This is a genomic window from Cedecea sp. VD22 (assembly GCF_037150195.1).
In the GTDB taxonomy this organism is placed as follows: Bacteria; Pseudomonadota; Gammaproteobacteria; order Enterobacterales; family Enterobacteriaceae; genus Cedecea.
Genome location: NZ_JBBCPX010000016.1, coordinates 51,404 through 68,430, shown reverse-complemented (window position 1 = coordinate 68,430; position 17,027 = coordinate 51,404). Strand labels below are relative to the sequence as shown.

At 55.5% G+C, this 17,027-nt stretch carries 11 protein-coding genes; 1 reads left to right on the top strand and 10 read right to left on the bottom strand.

All coding sequences use genetic code 11. The features are described 5' to 3' along the window. Window positions 1–162: 162 nt before the first annotated feature. The gene (gene argA / locus WFK85_RS20480) at window positions 163–1,494 is read left to right on the top strand and encodes an amino-acid N-acetyltransferase (protein ID WP_008458442.1); all 1,332 of its coding nucleotides are present in this window, start codon (window positions 163–165) and stop codon (window positions 1,492–1,494) included. Window positions 1,495–1,530: 36 nt separating this feature from the next. On the opposite strand, the gene recD is transcribed toward argA, so the two are convergent. From recD to lgt, 10 genes are all read right to left on the bottom strand, one after another. Next, on the bottom strand, window positions 1,531–3,372 hold the full coding sequence (recD, locus tag WFK85_RS20475; protein ID WP_336709290.1) for an exodeoxyribonuclease V subunit alpha: 1,842 nt from the start codon (window positions 3,370–3,372) through the stop codon (window positions 1,531–1,533). Next, on the bottom strand, window positions 3,369–6,914 hold the full coding sequence (gene recB / locus WFK85_RS20470; RefSeq protein WP_336709288.1) for an exodeoxyribonuclease V subunit beta: 3,546 nt from the start codon (window positions 6,912–6,914) through the stop codon (window positions 3,369–3,371). Before recB ends, recD begins: the two co-directional genes overlap by 4 nt. Then, window positions 6,914–9,799 carry a pitrilysin gene (gene ptrA / locus WFK85_RS20465; protein WP_336709286.1) on the bottom strand — a complete coding sequence of 962 codons (2,886 nt, stop codon included), beginning with the start codon at window positions 9,797–9,799 and terminating at the stop codon, window positions 6,914–6,916. Before ptrA ends, recB begins: the two co-directional genes overlap by 1 nt. A 149-nt stretch (window positions 9,800–9,948) precedes the next feature. Continuing rightward, window positions 9,949–13,320 carry an exodeoxyribonuclease V subunit gamma gene (gene recC / locus WFK85_RS20460; RefSeq protein WP_336709285.1) on the bottom strand — a complete coding sequence of 1,124 codons (3,372 nt, stop codon included), beginning with the start codon at window positions 13,318–13,320 and terminating at the stop codon, window positions 9,949–9,951. 7 nt (window positions 13,321–13,327) lie between these two features. Then, window positions 13,328–13,669 carry a prepilin-type N-terminal cleavage/methylation domain-containing protein gene (locus tag WFK85_RS20455; protein ID WP_213715297.1) on the bottom strand — a complete coding sequence of 114 codons (342 nt, stop codon included), beginning with the start codon at window positions 13,667–13,669 and terminating at the stop codon, window positions 13,328–13,330. Further along, entirely contained in the window at window positions 13,651–14,085 is a 435-nt protein-coding gene (locus WFK85_RS20450; RefSeq protein WP_336709283.1) for a DUF2509 family protein, read from the bottom strand. Before WFK85_RS20450 ends, WFK85_RS20455 begins: the two co-directional genes overlap by 19 nt. After that, window positions 14,082–14,642, bottom strand: a complete 561-nt coding sequence (locus WFK85_RS20445) for a prepilin peptidase-dependent protein (RefSeq protein ID WP_336709281.1) — start codon at window positions 14,640–14,642, stop codon at window positions 14,082–14,084. Before WFK85_RS20445 ends, WFK85_RS20450 begins: the two co-directional genes overlap by 4 nt. Then, window positions 14,636–15,103 carry a prepilin peptidase-dependent protein gene (locus tag WFK85_RS20440; protein ID WP_166995926.1) on the bottom strand — a complete coding sequence of 156 codons (468 nt, stop codon included), beginning with the start codon at window positions 15,101–15,103 and terminating at the stop codon, window positions 14,636–14,638. Before WFK85_RS20440 ends, WFK85_RS20445 begins: the two co-directional genes overlap by 7 nt. Window positions 15,104–15,288: 185 nt before the next feature. Continuing rightward, window positions 15,289–16,083: a thymidylate synthase gene (thyA, locus tag WFK85_RS20435; protein ID WP_008458459.1), complete on the bottom strand. Its 795-nt coding sequence runs from the start codon at window positions 16,081–16,083 to the stop codon at window positions 15,289–15,291. A 6-nt stretch (window positions 16,084–16,089) separates the two neighbouring features. Further along, on the bottom strand, window positions 16,090–16,962 hold the full coding sequence (gene lgt, locus WFK85_RS20430) for a prolipoprotein diacylglyceryl transferase (RefSeq protein ID WP_008458462.1): 873 nt from the start codon (window positions 16,960–16,962) through the stop codon (window positions 16,090–16,092). Window positions 16,963–17,027 lie beyond the last annotated feature (65 nt).

The following is a 17,027-nucleotide window of genomic DNA, read 5'->3' as shown; positions in this document are numbered from 1 at the left end:
ACACGCGGTTACTGTCATCTATAAAAGGGTAAACGTTCAGAAAAGGAGATAAAAAGTCAGGGAGGAGGAATTTTATCCTGGATGAAAATTGGCGCTTGCACCGAACGCCATAAAAGAATAAAAATACACAAATTACGAATAATCATGCAACGAGGGTGTGCCATGGTAAAGGAACGCAGAACTGAACTGGTCCAGGGATTCCGCCATTCTGTTCCCTATATTAATGCCCACCGGGGAAAAACGTTTGTCATCATGCTCGGCGGCGAAGCCATTGAACATGAAAACTTTTCCAGCATCGTCAACGATATTGGCCTGCTTCACAGCCTGGGCATTCGCCTGGTCGTGGTGTACGGCGCACGTCCGCAGATTGACGAAAACCTGGCCGAACACCACCACGAGCCGGTTTACCATAAACACACCCGAGTCACCGACGCAAAAACCCTCGAACTGGTGAAACAGGCTGCAGGGCTGCTTCAGCTCGACATCACCGCGCGACTATCCATGAGCCTGGGTAATACGCCGCTTCAGGGTGCCCATATCAACGTGGTCAGCGGTAACTTTATCATCGCACAGCCTCTGGGCGTGGATGACGGCGTGGACTACTGCCACAGCGGGCGCGTCCGCCGTATTGATGAAGAAGCCATTCACCGCCAGCTGGACAGCGGCGCGATTGTACTGATGGGGCCAGTCGCGGTTTCCGTGACGGGGGAAAGCTTTAACCTCACCTCCGAAGAAGTGGCCACCCAGCTTGCGGTTAAGCTGAAGGCAGAGAAAATGATTGGGTTCTGCTCCGCTCAGGGCGTGACCGACGACCTGGGGAACGTGATTTCTGAGCTGTTCCCGAACGAGGCTCAGCAGCGTATTGAAGCCCTGGAAAGCACCGGCGACTATCATTCCGGCACAGTGCGCTTCCTGCGCGGAGCGGTGAAGGCCTGCCGCAGCGGCGTGCGCCGCAGCCACCTGCTCAGCTATCAGGAAGATGGTGCCCTGCTGCAGGAACTGTTCTCCCGCGATGGGATCGGCACGCAAATTGTGATGGAAAGCGCCGAGCAGATCCGCCGCGCCACCATCAACGACATCGGCGGTATTCTTGAGCTGATCCGCCCGCTGGAACAGCAAGGGATCCTGGTGCGCCGCTCCCGTGAGCAGCTGGAAATGGAGATCGACAAGTTCACGATTATTCAACGGGATAACCTGACCATCGCCTGCGCTGCGCTTTATCCGTTCCCGGAAGAAAGCATCGGCGAAATGGCCTGCGTCGCGGTGCACCCTGACTACCGTAGTTCGTCCCGGGGCGAAGAGTTGCTGAACCGCATAGCCAACCAGGCGCGGCAGATGGGGCTGAGTAAATTGTTCGTGCTGACCACCCGCAGCATCCACTGGTTCCAGGAGCGGGGCTTCCTGCCGGTGGACGTTGAGCTGCTGCCGGCGAGCAAAAAAGAGATGTACAACTATCAGCGCAAATCAAAAGTGCTGATGGCCGACCTGACCTGAAAAAAGGAAGGCATAAAGTGTGCCTTCCTTTGTCTTTTATTCTCCAGAGAAAATCGCCATAAGCCCGCTGCGGCGCTCCGTACGCGTGGCTATCGCTTTATTCAACACCCGTTCATCGGCATACAGCGATAGCTGCTTACGGGCTCGCGTGATCGCGGTGTACACCAGCTCACGCGTCACCACCGGCACAAACTGATTCGGCAATACCAACGCGGCGTGGTCAAATTCAGAACCCTGAGATTTATGCACGGTCATGGCGAAGGCCGTGTCGTGTGCAGGCAGGCGGCTGGGCTGAACGGATTTTACTGAACCATCCGGCATTGAAAACCACACGCGAAGCCCTTCCTCACGCTGCAAAGCAATACCGATATCGCCGTTAAACAAGCCAAGCGAGCTATCATTGCGGGCAATCATCATCGGACGCCCGTCGTACCAGCGGGACAGCGCCTGCGAAGGCCGCTGAATCAAACGCGCCTGTACCAGCGCCTGCTCGATACGCTCATTCAGGCCGCTGACGCCGAAAGGTCCTTCACGTAAGGCACACAGCAGCTGATAACGGCCAAAGGCATCAATGATCTCCGCAGGCGCGGCTTTCTGACGCACCAGCTGCAAATACTCGCCGTAGCCGCTGACCACGTCGGCAATCATCGCCGTATAATCTTCCGGCTCCAGCAGCGGCTGCAGTGAGATGTCCGTAAACCCTTGTCCAAACGCAGCTTTCACCTGCCTGCTATCGCTGGCATTAACGGCAAAGGCCAGTTGACCGATGCCGGACTGACTGTCGAACCGATAGCTCTTACGCAGCAGGCAAAGCCCGTCACGCAGCGCGCTCGCCCGGGTACTCTCCCCCACGGGTACCTCACAGCCCGTGAGCCGTTTTAATTGCTCCGCACGCTCAGCCGAATACCCGTCGTTCACGTAATGGCAGATATCGCCCAGCACCGCCCCCGCCTCTACGGAAGCCAGCTGATCTCTGTCTCCGAGGAAGATGACGCGGGCCTGCTCCGGTAAAGCATCAATCAGCCGGGACATCATCGGCAGATCCACCATTGACGCCTCATCCACCACCAGCACATCCAGGTGCAGAGGATTCCCGGCATGGTGGCGCAACCGCTGGCTGTTCGGCTGCGCGCCTAAAAGCCGGTGCAGCGTCGAAGCCTCTTCAGGCAGGCGCTTTTTCTGCCCATCGCTGAGCGGCAGCTGTCGCAGCGCACTTCCCAACGATTCCGTCAGGCGTGCGGCCGCCTTGCCCGTAGGCGCCGCAAGCTGAATGCGCACGGTCTGGCCATCGGAAAGCTGAACCAGCGCGCCCAACAGCTTTGCCACCGTTGTGGTTTTACCTGTTCCCGGCCCGCCGGAAATAACTGAAATACGTCGGGTCAATGCCACCGCCGCGGCTACTTTCTGCCAGTCCGTCTGTGGGCTGTTACCAAACAGCGCGTCGAGGATTTCGCGAAGCCGGGTCTCATCCACCGCAACAGGCTGGTTATGTTCACCGAAGAAGGCCGCCACCCTATGCTCGTTGCTCCACATACGGTTGAGGTAAAGGCGGTTATCAATGAGTTTCAGCGGCGTGGGTTCGGCGCCCGAACTGACCGAATGGGAAGCCAGTAATGCGCTGTGCCAGCCCAAAGTAGGCTCCGCCTCGGCAAAAAGCTGAGCCACAAGTTCAGGATGTTTGCCAGCGAAGGCATATTCGGGCCTGATGCGCTCCAGCGGCAGGCAGACATGCCCCTCGCCTGATTCTCGGCTCAACAGCGCTGCGGCCAGCATAACGGCGGGCTGCTCATCGTTAGCCACCATCATGGCAAACTGTGAATCCAGCGGCCTGAGAGCTTTCAGCACCACCGCCTGGTTGAGTAGCTGAGACATACTCACTGTGGGATCTCCTCTGCTGCCCCGGCGAACAGCGCATCCATTGCTTCAACCAGTCTGACGTCCGGTCGCGTAGAAAAAATACCCTGCTCGGGCTTACCCTGCTCCACGCCTCGCAGGAACAAATAGATAACCCCACCAAAGTGCTGCTGGTAGTTATACCCGGCCATTCGGTGGCGCAGGTAGCGATGCAGCGCCAGCGTGTAGAGCTGGTACTGCAAGTCGTAGCGGTGAGACTGCATCGCCTTCGCCATCGCCTCCTGGGTGTAGGCGCTGCTGTCTTCACCCAGCCAGTTAGATTTATAGTCCAGCAGGTAGTAACGCCCCTGCCAGCGGAACACCAGGTCGATAAACCCTTTCAGCATTCCCTTCACCTGACGGAAGTCCAAAGGCGGGCAGCCAGCAGAGAGCGGGTCGTAATGGCGAACCAGACCGTCTAACGCCGGCGCCTGTAGCTCATTGTCGATAGGTAAATAAAATTCCAGCTCCACCTGTCTCTCCTTCGCAGAAAGCAGGTTCAGGGCAACGCCGGTGTCATTGAGCGGCGCAGCAAGCACCTCTTCCAGCCAGCGGCTCACCACCGGCTCCCACTCGCCGCTAAACCCATTGGCAAGCAGGTGTTTTTCTGTCTCTTCAGGCTGTACTGGCTGTGTAAAATCAACCTCTTCGAAAAGGCTGTGTAAGAAAGTACCCGGTGAAGCCCCGCGCGGGAAAGTATGCGGCGTAAGTAACGGCTCACTTTGCTCCGGGGCTTCCCCAACGGCGTCAACGTCCAGGCGTGGCACTAAATCCAGAACCCGACTGTTGCCGTGCTGCTGCAGACCAGAATAACTGGTCACGCGCCAGTTATCGGTGATTCGACGCTTGAGCTGGCGGGCGGCAAGCTCGGGCAAAGCATCGGGCCGCGGCTGCCACGGAGTATCGTCCCCGGAAGAGAGCGTTTCAACGTCGATGGCTTCGCTTTTCAGACCATCAAGCGCCTGGCGCAGTCCCTCTGCATCGAGCGCTTCCCCTTTTTGCAGCAAATAGCCCAGCGCACTGAGGTGCAGGTCGCTGTTGCCTTTTTTGGCTCTCGAACCGCGGAACAACGGCGCAACGCCCAAGCTGCAGTGCCAGACGGAGCGGGTCAATGCTACATAGAGCAGACGCAAGTCTTCCGCCAGACGTTCTTCTTCGGCCAGCCCCAGGCTTTCCGCATCGTTGCTCAAATCCAGAAGTGAGGTAAAGGTGGTTCGGTCGTGATAAAGGCCGCTGCTCTGTGGGCGATAGTTGGCCACGAACGGCAGCCAGACCAACGGATACTCCAGCCCTTTGGATTTGTGGATGGTCACCACCTGCACCAAATGTTTATCACTTTCGAGCCTCAACTGCTGACTGGAAGCGTTGCTGTCCGGCTCGGCAATCCTCTGCGCCAGCCAGCGCACCAGCGCATGCTCGCTCTCCATTTCTGCCGAGGCTTCCTGTAACAGTTCGCAGATGTGCAAAATATCGGTCAGCCTGCGCTCTCCGCCAGGCGTGGCCAGCAGGTTTTCAGCTATATTTCTCGCCCCGATTAAGGCTCTTAACATGGGCATCACGCCCCGCTTAAGCCACTGCTCGCGGTAGCCAAAGAATTCGTCAACCAGATGATCCCAGGCCAGTTCGTCGTTGTTCAGAGACTCGATAGCATGGGCATCCAGCCCTAACATGGCTGTCGCAATGGCGCTGCGCATGGCCGTCTCAATTTCAGGCGTCAGTACGGCCTGTAGCACCCACAGCAGCTCACGTGCCTCAACGGTAGCAAACACCGAATCGCGGTTAGAGAGATACACCGAAGGAATATTCAGCGCGCCCAGCGCATCACGTACGATGGCCGCTTCTCCGCGGCTACGAACCAGAATCGTCATATCCGATGCCCTGAGCGGCCGGGCGTCATCCCCCAACCAAAGCAGCGCATCCCCCCGTTGCCCGGCGGTGAGCCAGTCTCGAATTTGCCGTGCACACTGGGATGCCATCGCTTGTTGGTAATCACTTACACCGACGCCATCCCCCGGCTGGAGCCACATTTTCACCGCCGACTGGCTTTCACCCTGGACCGTAAACCGTAGCCCACCGTTGCGGGGGGCTGATTTAACCGGCAGGAACGGGATCTGGCGGAATAAGAACGGGTTCTCAACCTGCTGGAACAGCGTGTTTACGCCGTGGATCATCGAGGGAGACGAGCGCCAGTTAGTGTCCAGTGTGTAGTGGGCACTAACTTCCTGACGCGCCTTCATATAGGTAAAAATATCGGCGCCGCGGAAAGCGTAAATAGCCTGCTTAGGGTCACCAATCAGCAACAGCGCGGTGCCCTGCTGCTTGATATACAGGCGGCGGAAGATACGGTACTGCTGCGGGTCGGTATCCTGGAACTCATCGATCATCGCCACCGGGAAACGGCTGCGGATCGCCGTCGCTAAGGCGTCGCCGCCGGGCTGATGCAGAGATTCATCGAGCCGACTCAGCATATCGTCAAAGCCCAGTTCGCCGCGGCGGCGCTTCTCTTGTTGAACAATATAGCGAATTTCCGCCATGGCTCTGGCAATCACCAGGTCACGCAGCGTTAGCGGCTCTGCAAGCAATGCGTCGATGGCGGTGAACAGGCTGTGCCGGGGCACTTCGCCTTTTTTGGTTTTCTCTTCAAGCGTGCTTTGCGCAAACTTCGCCAACGCCTCAGGGAGCTGATAACTGGTGGTTTCCAGCTGCGCCCACTGGCCAACAATTTCCAGCCAGTTTGGCAAATGTTTACTGCTGTAGCTGCGTTTATCCACGCCAGAATCGCTAATCAGGCTTGCCAGCTCACCCGCGGCTGCTCTCCATTGAGCTTTGACCCCGTCGATAGCGGCGATTATTTTTTCATGGCGAGCCAGCAGCGTTTCATCATCCGCCGGGGGCTGTTTCAACTGGGGCTGTTCACCCTGAAGCCAGCTATTGATATCCCTTAAAAGCGCTTCCGGCCCCGACCACTCCTCACTCATCGCCTGCGCCACAGGTTTTGGCAGCGGATAGCAGTGACGCCGCCAGAAATCAGCACAGGCGTGACGGCGCAGCAAGGATTCATCCTCGAGTAGCTGCTGCTCGAACAGCATCCCGGACTCAAAAGCGTTGAGGCTGAGCATCCGCTGGCAAAAGCCGTGGATCGTGAAGATAGCTGCCTCATCCATCTGCTGTTCGGCTAACAGCAGGGTACGGGCAGCGAGCTGCTTGTTGGTAATCTGGGCAAGTAAGTTTTGTATCAGTGGATTTTTGGTGCGGTTACGAATACAGGCGATGCGCAATTCGTGGATATTCGCCCGAATACGGCCACGCAGTTCTTCGGTGGCCGCTTCGGTGAAAGTCACCACCAGCAGTTCTTCAACCCCCAGCGGACGGGGGAAAGCATTCTCTCCCCCTAAGCCCAGCAGCAGCCGCAAATAAAGTGCGGCAATGGTAAAGGTCTTACCGGTCCCCGCGGAAGCTTCTATCAACCGTTCGCCGAACAGCGGCAAACTTAAAGGATCAAGGGGCTGCGCAGTTACATCGGTCATTATTTCTCGCTTACTAGTGGTAACGCCTGCTGCAGACTGCGTGCCCCCTCCCAGGTTTTCCACCCTTTTGGAGCTGCATACTCTGCTTTGCCGTTATGGCTGCCGGAAATCTGTGACAACACCGCCATCCCCTGGGGAGCTATCACCGCCTGATGGAAGAAATCAGCCAGCTTCTGCGGCGTTAATTTCTTAATTTCGGCTATCACTTTATCACGGGAATCAAACGCCATGTTTCGGCGGTCGAAATCTTTGCTAAGCTGCGCCGCTTCTTCCGCAAGCGTTTGAGGCGCCTGCTGCATCTGGGCAATCATCCCCTGCTGGATTTGGGCAAACTCGGCGTCGCTCATGCCGCGCAGCTTTTTCTCGATAACCGGATAAAACGCTTTAAACCGCTCATACAGGTAAGCTGGCTGCTTATCGCTGCTCTGAAGCAGGAACCCCACTCCCCACTGTCGACCAATGGACATAGGGAAAGCAAACACCGCATAACCAAGCTGCTCTTGTGTACGCAATTGATTATAGAACCAGGGCTGAATGATTTGCCCCAGCATTGAGCCATAGGCCGTGCTGGTGGCTTCGTTATAGCCTTTGGGTACATAAACCGCCGCCAGCGCCGAGTCGGTGCTGCTTCCGGCTTTTTCAAACATCGCCAGATGTTGCTTATTAATCAGCACATCGTCATTCCGGCACCATTCTCCCCCCTTTGGAGCCAGCTGGGCTTTGACGTTTTCCGCCAGCTGTTTGGCCTGCTCTGGAGACATGTTGCCAATGACCATAAACTCAGGCCGGGAATTGGTTTTCAACCGCTCACGATAATCCAGCACGTCCTTAAGCGTCAGCTCCGGCAGCAACGCCCGACGGGTACTACGCTCAAAATAAGGCACCTGCGAAACCATCTGCACCGGCGCAATCGCCTGCTCAAACGCTTTGCCTTTGTCCGCCGAATCCATCATCTGGGCATACCAGGACTTGGCCTGATCCAGCTGTTCCTGCGTTGGGGTATAGCTGAAATAGCCCTTCAGCAGCGCTTCAAACAGCTGCGGCAGGCGCTGCGTATAGCCGTTGGCGTTAATCATCAGCCCGCTATTGGCGTTAGATGAGAAACTGATGCCGCCAACCGACGCCTGATTGCTGAGTTCATCCAGCGCAATGCCCGCAAGGTAATCATTGATAGCAAACAGTACCTGATTCTTCGCGCTGTTCATCACCTGAGGATTACGCAGCACAAGCGTCACGTCCGCTTTTGGCTCGTTACCAAAATAGCGGCTCGGCATATACACCACCCGCAGATCCGGCTCGTGGATCAGCAGCTCAGGATGGTCGTACTGCTTCTGTGGCTTATAAAGCGTGAAGTCATCGGGAATGTAAGGATTCAGCTGAGGCAGCTCAAGCTTGATAGCATCTGCCTTCTGCTGCCAGTCGGCATAGGTCTGCGCAGGAATTTTGTCAACTTCGTAAGGCGCATCAACGAAATAAGCCGTTTTATTGTGTGGCTCCTGCGGGCTGATATACCACACGCGGGCATTTTGCGGCGTCATCATATCCAGCCGCGCTTTAATCGCGTCAGGATCGTACTGGTCAGCGATATTTGCGGAATCTAACGTATGGGTGACCGGGACGCGCAGCATGGTATCCGCCAGCCATTCGATGTAGTCCATATCACGGGTGATGGACGGGTAACGGAAGTCGAGATCCAGCACGTGTGCAAGCTCGTCAAAGTAACGTTTATCGATACCTTTGGCGCGCAACTGATCGAGATAGCTGAATATCGCCGCAACCACCTGGTCACGATTGGCCAGGCCTTTATCCGTCAGGGAGACGGAGATGGCGAAAACACCGCTGTTACCGGCCACCATCGGGTCAGAATCCGCGCGAATGCTCTCCGCAAGACCCTGCTTTTGCAGCCAATCCGACAGCGTATCGTGGCTACGGTTGCCGATCAGGTACCCAATCAGCTCATCGGTTTTGCTGCGGAATTTATCGCTATTGTTATCAATGCGAAACTCAACGCGAACCACCTTGCGCGGCATGACCGGCACATAGTGGATGAAGATCCCTTTTTGCGCGTCAGTCACCACCGGTACATCGATAACCGGCTTTTCGATATTTTTGTCAGGAACGCGGCCGTAAGTTTCAGCGGCAATCTTCGCCAGTTCAGGCAAAGGCTTGTTGCTGTAGATAACGGCTTTCATCAGGTTTGCCGAGTAGTACTTATTTCTGAATGCCACCAGCGCGTCGAGCAACTTGCTGCCGGGTTTGTCACGCAGGGTTTCAAGGTTGCCGCCGGAGAAACGCGCCGCCGGGTGTAAAGGGTTGATGGTTTCGGCGCTAACCTGTGCCATGCGCATCCCGTCACGCGCACGGGCCATCGTCAACTCGGCGTTTACCGCGTTACGTTCACGCTCGGCATATTGTGCCGCGAGGTTAGGTTCAGCAATGGCGTCGGCCAGGCGGTCTACGGCACCGTCGAGCGCATCGTTTTCTACTTCGAGATAAAATGCGGTTCGATAGGTGGCGGTACTGGCATTGTGGCTGCCGCCATGTTTTTTGAGGAATTCAGACAGGCTATCCGGGTCCGGATATTTTTTGGACCCCATCAGCGTCATATGTTCCAGAAAATGGGCAAGCCCGAGGTGAGCATCTGGATCTTCCAGTGAGCCAACCGGCACCACCAGCGCTGACAGCGACTTCACCGCCTGCGGATCGGAAACCAGCAGCACGGTCATACCGTTATCTAAACGAATAGCCTGATACTGACGAGGATCTTTTTCACTTTTACGGATGGTGTCCTGAATCGGTTGCCATCCGTTATCTGCCTGACTGCAGGGTGCCCAAAGAGCAACGAACAAGAAAAGCGCGGTAAACCAGGTGCTGCATTTAGGCATTCACAAACCTCGTCTTTACTAACTTACTCATCATTAACAACTTTTCGAAGCTATCCGTCGAACGCCGTTGTTATACTTCGCCAGCCCTGAGCAAGAAATCGCATCATAATTGAACTCACCGGGCTGTGCAATTTTTATACAATCCTTGTTCAGGATTGGTTGAATCTGAACAGAGGCAGCAGGTAGCGCTCGGCCTCTGCGATAATCGCTTCGTAATACTCGGCATCAAGGGCACGGTACAAACGTTGCAGCCAAATATCAGCCCCTTCCCCTTCCACCATATGGTTTCCTTCCCAGGCAGCAAGCAGCTTAGTCCGGGCTTTCTGCTGCGTCTCCTCATCCCATAAAATGGCATCATTTTGTGGGTCATAACAGGTTTTTATCCACGCGCCACCGCTGTTATGCAGCAGCAGCAATGGCTGACGGAGACCTTCTTTATAACCCTCAATCAGTTGCAACAACCAGGCTTTAGCTTCGTCCTGTGCCATATGAGGGAAACGCCACTGTGAATCTTTGCGCCCGAACATTCGGCTTTCGCCCGAATAGCCGCTGGCACAGTAAACCAAATGTTCAATCCACAGCTGCATGCCATGAGCCACATTCAGCACCGAAGGGCGCCAGCGCAGCAAACCATCAGCCTGTACGTCCGACAGCCAGCCCGTCACTCTGGTTCCGTCTATGTGAAGATCCACTTCACAGCTTTCCCCTTTTTGCCGTTCGGCCAGCACTTTTTCAGCCAGCATTTGCATTTCATTCCGCTGGTTTTCCCACAAGATTTCACCGAAGGCCCCGTAAGGTAAAACGCCAGCTGCCCGGTAACGCACAAACAGCTGGTGCGGATCATCTTGCTGGACCAGAGCATTAAGCAGGTGCTGGTTTAACTGAAAACGATCGAGTACATCGAGGGTAAAAGGCTCTTCATCCGGCAATTCGGAATCTTCCAGGCGGAAGTTAATGCCGAGACGCATTTGGAAAAATGCCCGCACCGGGTGCCGCCAAAAACGCTGGAGCTGCTCAAGGGAGATGTCGTCCCAGGGATCCGCAATCAAAGGCTGAATAAAGTGGGCATGCGCTACGCCGCTGCCACTTGCCGCTGGCAGCCACTCCTGAGCAAAGCTTTGCCCATCGCCTCCGGCAAGGTAGTTGGTGCTGTCAAAAGGTGTTCGGGCATGAAGCGTGACCAGATGCTTTCTCACATGCTCACTGCTGTCATCTGCATTACATTCAGCATCTCCGGGGAGGTAGTGACTGCGAGCGATATAATCCAGCAGTTCTTCCACCAGCACCGACGGGTAACGCCTGCTGTTGTCCTGAATCGAACGGCCGATATAGCTGATGTACAGCCGCTGCTGGGCCGAAATAAGCGCTTCCAGGAACAGATAGCGGTCATCGTCTCGGCGGCTGCGGTCCCCGCGCTGCGGGTGCTGGCTCATCAGGTCAAAGCCCAATGGCGCAAGCGTTCGCGGATAGACACCGTCATTCATGCCCAGCAAACAAACGACCTTAAAGGGAATGGCGCGCATTGGCATCAGGGTACAGAAGTTTACCGGCCCGGCGAGGAAGCGCTGGCTGATGCGCTCCTGGTCAAGACGCTGGGCCAGTTCATCACGCAGCAAGGTTAATGACACGGGCTGCTGGTAGGCTGCATCAGTGCCTTTTTCAATCATCTCCTGCCACTGCTGCTCAATCAGCGCCAGTGCGGCTTCTGTTTCACCATCAGGCAGGAAGAAGCTGTTCAGCATGTCCCTGCATAGCGGCAACCATTCGTCTAAAGGGCGCTCCTGAGTTAACAGCTGACGCCAGCGGTTCAGCTGCATCAGCAACTCCGCAAGCTGCCCCACCAGTTCGGCAATCAGGCCGCTGGACTCATCATAGGGCAGCACAGAATCCCAGACCCCAGCCTGGCTTTCCATCGCATAGCCAAGCAGCATCCGGGTCAGGCCAAACCGCCACGTATGCTGCCCGGTCGCAGGCAGATCCAGTTCTCGAACGTTGTCATCATCAATGCCCCAACGTACACCTGATTCATTCACCCATTTACGCAGATAGCGCAGCCCTTCTTCATCAATAGAGAAACGCGCCGCCAGGGCAGGCACTTCCAACAATGAAAGCACATCTTCTGCTGCGAAACGGCTTTCCGGCAAGCCAAGCAGTAAAATGAACGCCTGCAGGGCCGGGTGAGCCTGGCGCGCCCGACGGTCAGAAATGGCAAACGGCAGCCAACGCTCATCCTTCGCGCTACCAAATACCGCCTGGATAAACGGACTGTAGCTATCAATATCCGCAACCATCACGATGATATCGCGCGGGGTAAGTTCTGGATCGGCCTCCAGCATCGCCAGCAGTTGATCGTGCAGCACTTCAACTTCTCGCTGCGGGCTATGGCACTCATGGAATGTCAAAGAACGATCGTTAAGATCCAGCAGCCGTTTACCGTCACTGTGTTCATACTCCTCAGCCGTCAGCCCCAGCACCTGCGAATCTTTCAGCTCCAACAGGTCACTTTGCAGGCCGCGGAGAAGGTTATCGGGTTCTAAATCGACAAAAACATCGATCTCTTCAAAACGCTCCAGCTCGGAAAGCAAAAACGCGTAGTCGCGCCCTAATTTCCCCCAAGAGGCCAGCAAGGAATTCCCCACATCCTGCTCACCAAGCTCATTGAACAACGAAGAGGCATTGTCGTTGTCCTTAAACAAGGTCTGCTCTTGTTCTGTCTGATGCCGACGACGACGGCGGCTGAGAAGACGAGCAAGGAACGCGGGATCTTTAATATCCCCCCAGTAGTAGCGGCAGGGGTTGGTAAATAGCACATGGACGTCGATATGCTTACCCAGCGCCTGCAGAGCCTGGAGGTACACAGGTGGCAGAGCGGAAATCCCACAAATAAAGACGCGAGATGGGAGTCCCGTCGGGCAAACCTCGCTTTTCTCAAGAGCGCTAATAAAGCGCTGGTAGAGATTGGCTCGATGCCATTCAGGCTGCCCCAGCTCAGCGGTGTAGCGCACCAGTTCCGCCCAGAGCGGAGCCTGCCAGAGCTGAGACTCTCCCACGCCTTCGACAAGCTCGCCCTTCTCCCAGCGGCTTAGCCAGCCGGGACGATAGACAAGATACTGGTCATAAAGGTCGGCAATCCGGGAAGAAAGCTGAAACAGCTTACGGCTGCTGTCGTCTACCTGCAGATAGTGGCCAAGCATCTTGAACTCTGGCTTGTGGAGCATATTGGGGATAAGCGTCATCAGCTTCCAGCTCATGCTCTGCTTGTTGAAAGCGCTCACCTCCGGGATATCGGGCAATACATTCACGAACATGTCCCAGATAAAGCTGGCGGGCAGCGGAAACTCGATGTTCGCCGCAATACCAAACTTCTGTGCCAGCGTCATTTGCAGCCACTGCGCCATCCCGGTGCTTTGCACCAGCACCACTTCCGGCTCAAAAGGATCCGGCAATGGCTGGTGCTCCACAATGAACTCCATAATGGCTTCCAGCACATCAAGGCGGTTGGAATGGTAGACACGCAACATGAAATCGCTACTCCTGACGTTGTTCTGACCGTGGGCAATCGAGCCTCGAAAGCTGCGCTATCCGGCCCTCTGGACTTGTTACAGTAACGTCGATGCTGACACATCCCAAAGACGATGTCTGCTGTTGATGCACATTCCATGCATCTGAAAGTGGAGGAACTTCTGGCTCGGTCTGCTCACGCGCGACTCGCCACAGCTGCCTTAGCTGCCATTGGCTGGTGAAACCCTGCTGCAATACACCGTGGTACCCCAGCAATGCGGTCATCACTATCGCAAACAGCGCCAGGGCACATAGCACCTCCGGGAGGCTGAACCCATGCTGCCGGGAAACTATCGAGGCAGTTTGCATAAGTCATCGTCCAATAAAGGGCAAAAATCCAGCCAGCCCTGCGCGGAGGCCACTAATTTACTCCCCTGAAGTCCCCCCCAGCGCCACAATGTGAACGGTAGCGTGGGCCCTGCAACAGAACCGGAAGCAGCCAGTAAGGCCTCACCTTTATCGGTTAGATGCAGGCAGGCGTGCCACTGATTACGCGACTCAAACTGACATTGCCAGGTTCTCTGGGGTTGCCAGCTTTGTTTTTCCCCCCATGCCAGCGCAGATCTTGCAGCCGTCTGATTTTTAATAAACTGAATTTCGGCGGCAACCTCAAAGCGCTGGGCGCTAAGTTGCCGGGAAAGCCCACTCATCATCAGAGAACCAACTGCAAGCAGCATCAATACCATCAGCAAAGAGGTGCTCCCTTTCTCTTGCTTGCCGCTCATGAATTTTCTCCACTCACCGTGTAGCTAAGCTCCACAGGACGCCCGCCTTGCTTCAGAGATGCAGCAAGACTCACGAGGAATAAAGGCCTGCCGGTTTTGCGATTCAGGCGAACCACGGAAAAATGCTGCACCACCAATTGCGTCGGGTCAGACATTCTTTCCCAGCCGGTACCTTCACAATGCTCTACGCCCTTTTGAGTCTCCAGGCTGCCGTTACGCAAGCGATAGCCCGTCTGTTCATTTTGACTACCAGGGGTTGTGTCCCACCGGCCATTACCGTTGGCATCCCACTGCAATACCACGCAGTTTCCGTTGTTCATAAGCTTTACAGCCTCCCCCTGACACTTCCCTCGGCAATAACCCGCACGCTGTAAATTTTTTCCAACGGTGAACGCCATTTGCCAAAGCGCTTCCTGCTGAGCAACGTAGCTGTACTGGCGTAAAACCTCGCCCTGCAAAGCGGGGAAAAACCTTGAAGTGCCTAGCAGCAGCACGCTGCTCAAGGCCATCGCAATAAGCGTTTCGAGTAACGTAAACCCTCTCTGAGCGCTCAACATGACTTGTCTCCGGACATTTCGCACAGCCGGATGCGCCCCCAAACCGAGAGCGTCACTTTCCAGCGCCCGACCTGACTTTTCACAATAAGGTGGCCTGGCCAGGCTGTGTTGCGAATACCGTAGAAACCTAACCCGGCAGTCATATCCTCCACGACGATATCGTCAAACTCGGGGGTAAACGTCAGATTTGAGTTTCCCGAACAGTTTTCTTCAGCGGCACGGCTTGTCAGGCACCAGCTTTTCCCCAATTGATGCAGCGCCAAAAGATGGGTTTGGTTGTGCCAGTTGGCATCATTTCTTAGCCGCGAGAGAAAGTGACTCAGTTGCTGAGCCGTTTGCCGCAACTGCACTCTCTGCTGCCACTCGTGCCAGCCGTGAAGCCCACCAGCGCTGAGTACGGCAACAATGGCTATCACCACCATCACCTCAATAACGCTAAAACCACGTTGGTTGATTTTCATGGGAGGAGTGTGGGCCACAGAAGTTGAATCAGCCAGTTCGCAAATCAGATGATGCGACACATATCGGAAGATAATTAAGGCGTTACGGAGAGTTGCATACGCTCTGGAATCAATGCCGAAGAAGCAAAACTAGGGCAAAAAAAACCGGCGCACTCAGGCACCGGTTCTGTCACTCTGTCAGCAGGTTAAATGGCGACAGGCGCTTTGATCGCCGGATGCGGATCGTAGCCTTCAATCTCGAAGTCTTCGAAACGGTAGTCAAACAATGACTCCGGCTTACGTTTGATAACCAGCTTAGGCAGCGCGCGCGGTTCACGGGTTAGCTGCAGACGTGTCTGTTCCAGGTGATTGCTGTACAGGTGCGTATCGCCCCCGGTCCAGACAAAGTCGCCCACTTCCAGGTCGCACTGCTGCGCCATCATATGCACCAGCAGCGCATAGCTGGCGATGTTGAACGGCAAACCAAGGAAGATGTCGCAAGAGCGCTGGTAGAGTTGGCAAGAGAGTTTGCCGTCTGCCACATAGAACTGGAAAAACGCGTGGCAAGGGGCCAGCGCCATTTTATCCAGCTCGCCCACGTTCCACGCAGAGACAATAATGCGCCGAGAATCGGGATCGTTTTTCAACTGGTTGAGCACGGTGGTTAGCTGATCAATATAACGCCCGTCAGGGGTTGCCCAGGAACGCCACTGCTTGCCGTAAACCGGGCCGAGATCGCCGTTTTCATCCGCCCATTCGTCCCAAATCGTCACCTTGTTTTCCTTCAGGTACGCGATATTGGTATCGCCATTCAGGAACCACAGCAGCTCATGAATGATCGAACGCAGGTGACATTTTTTGGTGGTAACCAGCGGGAAGCCTTCCTGCAGGTTAAAGCGCATTTGATGCCCAAAAATCGACAACGTGCCGGTACCGGTACGGTCCGCTTTTGGCGTGCCCTCTTCGAGCACTTTTTTCATCAAATCAAGATACTGTTTCATGTCACCTCACGAAAGTTGCTGCTGCGGACGGCGGTAAGCCCAGACCATCATAATGATACCGGCAACAATCATCGGAATCGACAGGATCTGCCCCATGCTGATGTACTGTACCCAGGTGCCGGTGAACTGCGCATCCGGCTGGCGGAAGAATTCGACGATGATACGGAACGCACCGTAGCCAATCAGGAACAGGCCAGAGACGGACCCCATTGGGCGAGGCTTACGAATAAACAGGTTCAGGATGATGAACAGGACAACCCCTTCCAGCGCCAGCTCATAAAGCTGAGACGGGTGGCGAGGCAGTACGCCGTAGGTATTGAACAGCGATTGCCATTCCGGGTGCGTTGCCAGCAGGCCAACGTCTTCACTGCGTGAACCAGGGAACAGCATGGCGAAGCGGAAGTTCGGGTCAACACGGCCCCACAGTTCGCCATTGATAAAGTTACCGAGGCGCCCAGCACCTAAACCAAACGGGATCAGCGGAGCAATAAAATCAGAGACCTGGAAGAAAGTACGCTTGGTGCGGCGCGCAAACCAAATCATCACGCAGATAACACCGATCAGGCCGCCGTGGAAGGACATACCGCCGTCCCAGACTTTGAACAGGTATAGAGGATCGGCAAGGAAGACCGGCAGATTGTAGAAGAAGACATAGCCCAGGCGTCCCCCCAGGAACACGCCAAGGAAACCTGCATACAGCAGATTCTCTACTTCATTTTTCGTCCAGCCGCTGCCCGGACGGCTGGCGCGGCGCCCGGCAAGCCACATGGCAAACACGAACCCGACCAGGTACATGAGCCCGTACCAGTGCAGGGAAACCGGCCCGATGGAGAAAAGCACCGGATCAAATTCAGGGAAACGCAGATAGCCACTATTCATCTGTCACCACAAGCTATTATTACCTCACCCAAAATAGAAGGTGAGTGGCAAGTACGCACCACTCT

Coding starts and splice junctions, on each gene's coding strand:
- recB (WP_336709288.1), bottom strand. CDS start 6,914: ATGACCGATGTAACTGCGCAGCCCCTTGATCCTTTAAGTTTGCCGCTG.
- ptrA (WP_336709286.1), bottom strand. CDS start 9,799: ATGCCTAAATGCAGCACCTGGTTTACCGCGCTTTTCTTGTTCGTTGCT.
- lgt (WP_008458462.1), bottom strand. CDS start 16,962: ATGAATAGTGGCTATCTGCGTTTCCCTGAATTTGATCCGGTGCTTTTC.
- argA (WP_008458442.1), top strand. CDS start 163: ATGGTAAAGGAACGCAGAACTGAACTGGTCCAGGGATTCCGCCATTCT.
- WFK85_RS20455 (WP_213715297.1), bottom strand. CDS start 13,669: ATGCAAACTGCCTCGATAGTTTCCCGGCAGCATGGGTTCAGCCTCCCG.
- WFK85_RS20450 (WP_336709283.1), bottom strand. CDS start 14,085: ATGAGCGGCAAGCAAGAGAAAGGGAGCACCTCTTTGCTGATGGTATTG.
- WFK85_RS20440 (WP_166995926.1), bottom strand. CDS start 15,103: ATGAAAATCAACCAACGTGGTTTTAGCGTTATTGAGGTGATGGTGGTG.
- thyA (WP_008458459.1), bottom strand. CDS start 16,083: ATGAAACAGTATCTTGATTTGATGAAAAAAGTGCTCGAAGAGGGCACG.
- recC (WP_336709285.1), bottom strand. CDS start 13,320: ATGTTGCGTGTCTACCATTCCAACCGCCTTGATGTGCTGGAAGCCATT.
- WFK85_RS20445 (WP_336709281.1), bottom strand. CDS start 14,642: ATGTTGAGCGCTCAGAGAGGGTTTACGTTACTCGAAACGCTTATTGCG.